General features: G+C 59.8%; 5 protein-coding genes. 4 read left to right on the top strand and 1 reads right to left on the bottom strand.

The window, feature by feature from the left end:
• Positions 1–179: 179 nt before the first annotated feature.
• Entirely contained in the window at positions 180–1,724 is a 1,545-nt protein-coding gene (norR, locus tag BFP90_RS25335; RefSeq protein WP_065898253.1) for a nitric oxide reductase transcriptional regulator NorR, read from the bottom strand.
• A 147-nt stretch (positions 1,725–1,871) separates the two neighbouring features.
• On the opposite strand from norR, the gene hmpA reads away from it, so the two are divergent.
• The 4 genes from hmpA (at position 1,872) to cyoB (ending at position 7,537) form a co-directional block, all read left to right on the top strand.
• Positions 1,872–3,053: an NO-inducible flavohemoprotein gene (gene hmpA / locus BFP90_RS25330; protein WP_065898252.1), complete on the top strand. Its 1,182-nt coding sequence runs from the start codon at positions 1,872–1,874 to the stop codon at positions 3,051–3,053.
• Positions 3,054–3,274: 221 nt separating this feature from the next.
• Positions 3,275–3,781, top strand: coding sequence for a disulfide bond formation protein B (locus BFP90_RS25325; RefSeq protein WP_065892841.1), 507 nt, complete (start codon positions 3,275–3,277; stop codon positions 3,779–3,781).
• A gap of 792 nt (positions 3,782–4,573) precedes the next feature.
• Positions 4,574–5,515, top strand: coding sequence for a ubiquinol oxidase subunit II (gene cyoA, locus BFP90_RS25320; protein ID WP_065885078.1), 942 nt, complete (start codon positions 4,574–4,576; stop codon positions 5,513–5,515).
• 3 nt (positions 5,516–5,518) lie between these two features.
• Complete coding sequence (cyoB, locus tag BFP90_RS25315; protein ID WP_065885079.1) at positions 5,519–7,537, top strand: cytochrome o ubiquinol oxidase subunit I; 2,019 nt, start codon at positions 5,519–5,521, stop codon at positions 7,535–7,537.

Below are 7,537 nucleotides of genomic sequence, written 5' to 3'. Positions count from 1 at the left end.
GCTAACCCGGCGTCCTGCCGGGTTACCCACGGATTCAAGCCTGCGTTCGGCCAGCGTGGTTTAACGGGGCACCTGAGATCAAAAGCAGATCAGGATCAAGATCAAGAGCGACTCGCTTCGCATTGTGGTTACGGTTGGGCGCTACAGAGTTGGGTAGCAAGCCCCTCCCACATTTCGGGTTATTTCAGGCCCAGTCGCCTGGCCATGCGGCCGAGGTTGGCACGGTCCAGGCCCAGTTCGCGGGCGGCGGCGGCCCAGTTGTGTTGATGGCGTTCCAGGCAGGCGCTGATGACCTGGCGCTGGAAGTGTTCGGTGGCCTGGCGCAGGTCGCCAGTGACGTCGGGGGCGCTGGCGAGCGGTGCGTCGAGGGTCGCTGCGCTGACATCCGGCAGGTCCAGGTCTGAAGCGCTCAGGCTGAGAATCTTCGGCCGCTCGCGGCAGTGGCCCAGGGCTTTGAGCGCGCTGCGTCCGATCAAGTGCTCCAACTCGCGCACATTGCCCGGCCAGTCGTAGGCCAGCAGCGCCGCCTGGGCATCGCTGGTCAGGCGCAGGCTGCCCAGGCCCATGCGTGAGCGGTTCTGCTCCAGAAAGAACCCGGCCAGCAACAGTACGTCGCGCCCGCGTTCACGCAGCGCAGGCACTTTCAGTGGGTAGACGCTCAGGCGGTGGTAGAAGTCGGCGCGGTAGCGGCCATTGCGGACTTCTTCCGCCAGGTCACGATTGGTGGCGGCAATCAGGCGCACATTCACCTGATGCTCCTTGTCCGAACCCAGGCGCTGCAACTGGCCGCTTTGCAGCACCCGCAGCAGCTTGGCCTGCACCGTCAGCGACAGCTCGCCCACTTCATCCAGGAACAGCGTGCCGCCATTGGCCAGTTCGAATTTGCCCCGGCGTTCATTCAGCGCACCGGTGAAGGCGCCGCGCACATGGCCGAACAGCTCGCTCTCCACCAGGGTCTCGGGCAGCGCGGCGCAGTTGAGGCTGATCAGGGGTTTGTCGGCACGCGCTGACGCGGCGTGGATCGCCTGGGCGACCAGCTCCTTGCCGACCCCGGTCTCACCGGTGATCAGCACGGTCAGGTCACTGCCGCCCACCAGTTTGATTTCCTCCACCAGGTGTTTGTGCGCCTTGCTCTGGCCGATCATTTCCTTGTGCTGCTGGCCGCTGGCCTGACGGTAGATCTCGGCACGCTGGTGCTCGTCTTCGGCGCGCAACGCCAGGCGTTCAATGCGCTCGGCGACGTTGACGGTGGCGGCGGCAAGGCTGGCAAAGGCTTGCAGGGCGTCGAGTTCGACCCGTTCAAAGCGCTCGGTGTCGAGGGCATCCAGGGTCAGCAGGCCCCAGGGCCGGTCGTCGATAAACAGCGGGCAGCCCATGCAGTCGTGGACTTCCAGGTGCCCGTGCAGGCCGTCCACCAGACCGTCGTAAGGGTCGGGCAACGGGCTGTCGCTGTCGAAGCGGGTAGGGCCGGGGCTGCTCAGCAACACCTCGAAACGCGGGTGCTCGCTGACTTTGAAACGTCGGCCCAGGGTATCGGCACTCAAGCCATCCACGGCCAGCGGCACCAGCCACTCGCCATCCAGGCGCAGCAACGCGGCGGCATCGCACGGCAGCAGGGCGCGCATGGCTTGCAGCAGGCGTCGATAACGCTCGCCTTCGGGCAGTTCCCGTGTCAGGTCGGCAACCAGCGGCAACAGGGCGGTGAGCAGCGGTCTAGTAGTCATAATGACTCCTTGTAGTCCTTATGACTATAAGGCGTAAGGGGTCATTCTGACTACATGCTTTTTAACTGGCTGAAAAGTAAGGTTTTATGGGGTGGCACGAATACTGACTACCTAATGGCAATGAGTAAAAAGACCCAGGAGTCTCCCATGCTGAGTGCCCAAGACCGTGCCATCGTCAAATCCACCGTGCCCCTGCTGGAAAGTGGCGGCGAAGCGCTGATTACCCATTTCTACCGCATGATGCTGTCCGAATACCCTGAAGTTCGCCCACTGTTCAACCAGGCCCACCAGGCCAGCGGCGACCAGCCCCGCGCCCTGGCCAATGGCGTGTTGATGTACGCGCGGCATATCGACCAGTTGGACCAACTCGGCGACCTGGTGGCCAGGATCATCAACAAGCACGTGGCCTTGCAGATCCTGCCGGAGCACTACCCGATCGTCGGTGCGTGCCTGCTGCGAGCTATTTCCGAGGTGCTGGGCAGCGAGATAGCCACCCCTGGAGTAATGAGCGCCTGGGGCGCGGCGTATGGCCAGTTGGCGGACATCCTGATCGGCGCCGAAGCGGCTATCTACGACGAGAAAGCCCAGGCGCCCGGTGGCTGGCGCGGTGCGCGGCCGTTCGTGCTGGTCAAGCGTGTGCAGGAGAGCGCCGAGATCATCTCGTTCTACTTTGCCCCGGTGGACAACGGCCCGATCCTCAACGCTGCCCCCGGCCAATACATCGGCATGAAGCTGGTGCTCGATGGCGAGGAAGTGCGTCGCAACTATTCCCTGTCGGCCTTGAGCGATGCCGGGGTGTACCGCATCAGCGTCAAGCGCGAAGCCGGCGGGCGGGTGTCCAATTACCTGCATGATCAACTGCAGGTCGGCGCAACTGTTGACCTGTTCCCCCCTGCAGGCGAGTTCACCCTGGCCGCCAGCGACAAGCCGCTGGTGCTGATCAGCGGCGGGGTGGGCATTACGCCAACCCTGCCGATGCTCGAAGCGGCCCTGGCCACCCAGCGCCCGGTGCACTTTATCCACTGCGCGCGTAACGGCGGCGTGCATGCGTTCCGTGACTGGGTGGATACGCTGGCGGCGAGGCACCCGCAGCTCAAGCGTTTCTATTGCTATGCCGAGGACGACGGCGTGAGCCCGGCGGCGGACAAGGTCGGCCTGCTGAGCCAGGAGCAACTGGCGGCGTGGCTGCCCGAGCAGCGCGATATTGATGCGTACTTCCTGGGGCCCAAGGGTTTCATGGCGGCGATCAAGCGGCATCTGAAGGCGTTGGGCGTACCGCACAAGCAGGTGCGCTATGAGTTCTTCGGCCCCGCTGCGGCGCTGGAATAATCCCTCAGCAGCCACGCTGTTCAATGTGGGAGGGGGCTTGCCCCCGATAGCGGTGGGTCAGTCAGCTTGTCTTTGGCTGCCACATCGCATCGGGGGCAAGCCCCCTCCCACATTGGGTTCGCCATTTTTCCTGATTAATCCGGCGTTAACCCTTCTCTGTTTTAACCACTGCCTGTGTGTAAACTTGTTGCCATCAGGCAAACAGACAAAGGAAACCGGAGATGAGTGACGAAATGCGTTTGGGCAGGGAGCGGCGCTTTCTGGTGTTGCTGGGCATCATCTGCCTGGCGCTGATCGGCGGCGCGCTGTACATGCAAGTGGTGTTGGGCGAAGCGCCGTGCCCACTGTGCATCCTGCAACGCTACGCCTTGCTGCTGATCGCGTTCTTTGCGTTCATCGGGGCCGCGATGCGTACCAAAGGGGCCGTCACGTTCTTTGAGGGCCTGGTGGTGCTCAGCGCCGTGGGCGGTGTGGCGGCTGCCGGTCACCATGTGTACACCCAGTTCTTCCCTCAGGTCAGTTGCGGCATCGATGTGCTGCAGCCGATCGTCGATGACCTGCCCCTGGCCAAAGTGTTTCCCCTGGGCTTTCAGGTCGACGGCTTCTGCAGCACGCCCTATCCGCCGATCCTTGGCCTGTCCCTGGCGCAATGGGCATTGGTGGCGTTCGTGCTGACCGTGATCCTGGTGCCCCTGTGCATCTACCGTAATCGTCACCCCAACGCCTGAGCCCGCGCCACCAAACGCCCCGATCTGCTTGAGCGCAGGCCGGGGCGTTTTTGTTCGCGGGGATTTGTGAAAGTGCTGTGACGAGCGGCAACAAAAGCGTCGCGCAGCATGCGACATGTTGTCACACGGAGGCCGTCGCAGGAGCTGCGCAACGAGCAGAATCGAGCTTTGGATTTGCATCCGGTGCGCAAACTGTGCTGTCAGTTCGTGGTTTGAAAGGCAGCGCGAAACGCTCACGGGTTCAGCAGGGGCAGGGTGATTAAATGCCTGGTTTTATGGGGACTTTACACCCTTTGCCATGCCCTTACAGGTTGTAAGGGGAGTGGCAATCTGCCCAATAGCCCGGCAGTTTTTGTGGTTTTTGTTGAGAATTGAACGCGATAACATCGCGAACCGTTGCAGGAATGGTGAAGGATTATTGCTGTAATCGATAAAAATTATTTCTGTATCAGACATGGTTTATACATCGCTAGCTAACTACAATCGCCCGCACTGAATGTCCGGTGCTGTTCAATATTTGAGCATTGGAGCGGTCGAGGAGCAGATGGAAGGCTCTGTGCGATCCCAGGTTCCTGCAGCCTTTCAACTATTCCGCACCAAATGGAATTGGTCTGTAACAAGGCCTTTAGCCACGAAATCGAATAAGAACTCACCGCAGGTCCGTGAAACGTACAGCTATGACGTAGCGGGCTGGCTCTTATTCAATCGAAGAGAAATGCCAACCCTTGGCAGGGTGAAGTGTTGGCGATCAAAACCCAACTGCATTGCGCAAGCTGCTTTAGAGGTCGTGAGATGAGTAAAAACAGGTACCCCCGATTACTAGGCTTTTTGCCGCTGCTTGGCATGATGTTAATGCTGGGAGGCTGCAAGTGGACCTTGCTCGACCCAAAAGGACAGGTCGGTCTGGATGAACGAAACCTGATCATCACCGCCACCCTGCTGATGCTGCTGGTCGTGGTCCCTGTGATTATCATGACCTTCGCCTTCGCCTGGAAATACCGCGCGTCCAACACCAGCGCCACCTACGCGCCGAAGTGGTCGCACTCCACCAAGATCGAAATCGCGGTGTGGCTGGTCCCGATCCTCATCATCATTGCCCTGGGTTATGTGACCTACAAGTCCACCCACGCACTGGACCCGTACCGTCCGCTGGAATCTGACGTCAAGCCGATCAACATCGAAGTGGTCGCGCTGGACTGGAAGTGGCTGTTCATCTACCCGGACCTGGGTATCGCCACTGTGAACCAGATCCGGTTCCCGGAACACACTCCGCTGAACTTCAAGATCACCTCCGACGCCGTGATGAACTCGTTCTTCATCCCAGCCCTGGGCGGCCAGATCTACGCGATGGCAGGCATGCAGACCAAGCTGCACCTGATCGCCAACCAGAAAGCTGAAATGGAAGGCATCTCCGCCAACTACAGCGGCGCTGGCTTCACCGGCATGAAATTCAAAGCGATCTCGACGAGCCAGGAAGAATTTGACGCCTGGGTAGCCGAAGTCAAGGCCGCACCTAAACAGCTTGATCAAGCTGAATACGACGCCCTGACCAAACCAAGCCAGAACAACCCTGTCGCGCTGTACTCCGCGTTTGAACCGAACCTGTTTCAGAAAATCGTCGACAAGTACGAAGGTATGAAGCCAGGCAAGCCGGTCAAGCACGAGAAGAAAGAAGTGGCCGTGGTTGAAGGTTCTGACACAGGCGCGCATTCAACTGCTGGGGCAGAGGAGTAAACGATGTTTGGTAAATTAAGTTGGGACGCGGTCCCATTCCACGAGCCGATCGTGATGGTGACCATCGCCATGATCGCGCTGGGTGGTCTGGCACTGTTTGCGGGTATCACGTACTTCAAGAAGTGGACCTACCTGTGGACCGAGTGGCTGACCTCCGTCGACCACAAGAAAATCGGTGTCATGTACGTCATCGTGGCCATGGTCATGCTGCTGCGTGGTTTTGCCGACGCCATCATGATGCGTACTCAGTTGGCCATGGCCACCGAGGGTTCGCCTGGCTACCTGCCACCTGAACACTATGACCAGATCTTCACCGCCCACGGTGTGATCATGATCATCTTCATGGCGATGCCTTTCTTCACCGGCCTGATGAACCTTGCCTTGCCGCTGCAGATCGGTGCGCGTGACGTTGCCTATCCGTTCCTGAACTCCCTGAGCTTCTGGCTGCTGGTGTCCGGCGTGGTGCTGATCAACGTGTCCCTGGGCGTCGGCGAATTCGCCAAGACCGGTTGGGTTGCGTATCCGCCATTGTCGGGGCTGCAATACAGTCCGGGCGTGGGTGTGGACTACTACATCTGGGCACTGCAGTTATCAGGACTCGGGACGACATTGACGGGGGTCAACTTCCTGGCCACCGTCCTGAAGATGCGCGCCCCTGGCATGAAACTGATGGACATGCCGATCTTCACCTGGACCTGCACCTGGGCAAACGTGCTGATCGTGGCTTCGTTCCCGATCCTGGCCGCTACCATGGCGCTGCTGTCGCTTGACCGTTACCTGGATTTCCATATTTTCACCAATGAACTTGGTGGCAATCCAATGATGTACGTGAACCTGTTCTGGGCATGGGGTCACCCTGAGGTGTACATCCTGATCCTGCCGGCGTTCGGTATCTTCTCCGAAGTGATCTCGACCTTTACCGGCAAGCGCCTGTTCGGTCACCACTCGATGGTCTACGCATCGGGCGCCATTTCGGTACTGGGCTTCATGGTGTGGCTGCACCACTTCTTCACCATGGGTTCGGGGGCCAGCGTCAACGCCTTCTTCGGCCTGGCGACGATGCTGATTTCCATCCCGACGGGGGTGAAGCTATTCAACTGGCTGTTCACCATCTACCACGGTCGTCTGCGCATGACCAGCCAGGTCCTGTGGACCCTGGGCTTCATGGTGACCTTCGCCATCGGCGGCATGACCGGCGTACTGCTGGCCATCCCGGGTGCTGACTTCGTCCTGCACAACAGCCTGTTCGTGATCGCTCACTTCCACAACGTGATCATCGGCGGCGCGGTATTCGGCTACATCGCAGGTTTCAGCTTCTACTTCCCGAAAGCGTTCGGCTTCAAGCTGCACGAAGGCTGGGGCAAGGCTGCATTCTGGTTCTGGATCTCGGGCTTCTTCGTCGCGTTCATGCCGCTCTATGCACTGGGCTTCATGGGCATGACCCGTCGTCTGAACGCCACTACCAACCCTGAGTGGGTGCCGTACCTGTACGTCGCCATGTTCGGTGCGGTGATGATCGCTGTGGGTATTGCCTGCCAGTTGATCCAGCTGTACGTCAGCGTGCGTGACCGCAAGCAGAACATGTGCGAATCCGGCGACCCATGGAATGGCCACACCCTGGAATGGTCGACCTCGTCGCCACCACCGTTCTACAACTTCGCCGTGATCCCTACCGCGAACACCATCGATGCGTTCACCGAAGCCAAGGAAGACGGTACTGCGTACCAGAAGCCCAAGCACTACGAGCCGATCCACATGCCAAACAACACCGCCACTGGCGTGGTGATGGGTGCGCTGTTGACCGTGTTCGGTTTCGCGATGATCTGGCACATCTGGTGGCTGGCAATCGTGGGCCTGGTAGGCACCATCGGTTACTTCATCATTCACGCTGCCCGTGATGATCAAGGCTACATGGTGCCGGTCGAGACGATCGAACGCATCGAAGCCGAGCAGCACGCTCGCCTGGTAGCCGAGAAGAAAATCCCGGCCAACCGTGTAGAAACCTCGTTGGAACAGGCTTAA

It is taken from the genome of Pseudomonas sp. 24 E 13 (assembly GCF_900004715.1).
In the GTDB taxonomy this organism is placed as follows: Bacteria; Pseudomonadota; Gammaproteobacteria; order Pseudomonadales; family Pseudomonadaceae; genus Aquipseudomonas; species Aquipseudomonas orientalis_A.
This window is presented reverse-complemented; position numbering and strand designations above follow the sequence as displayed.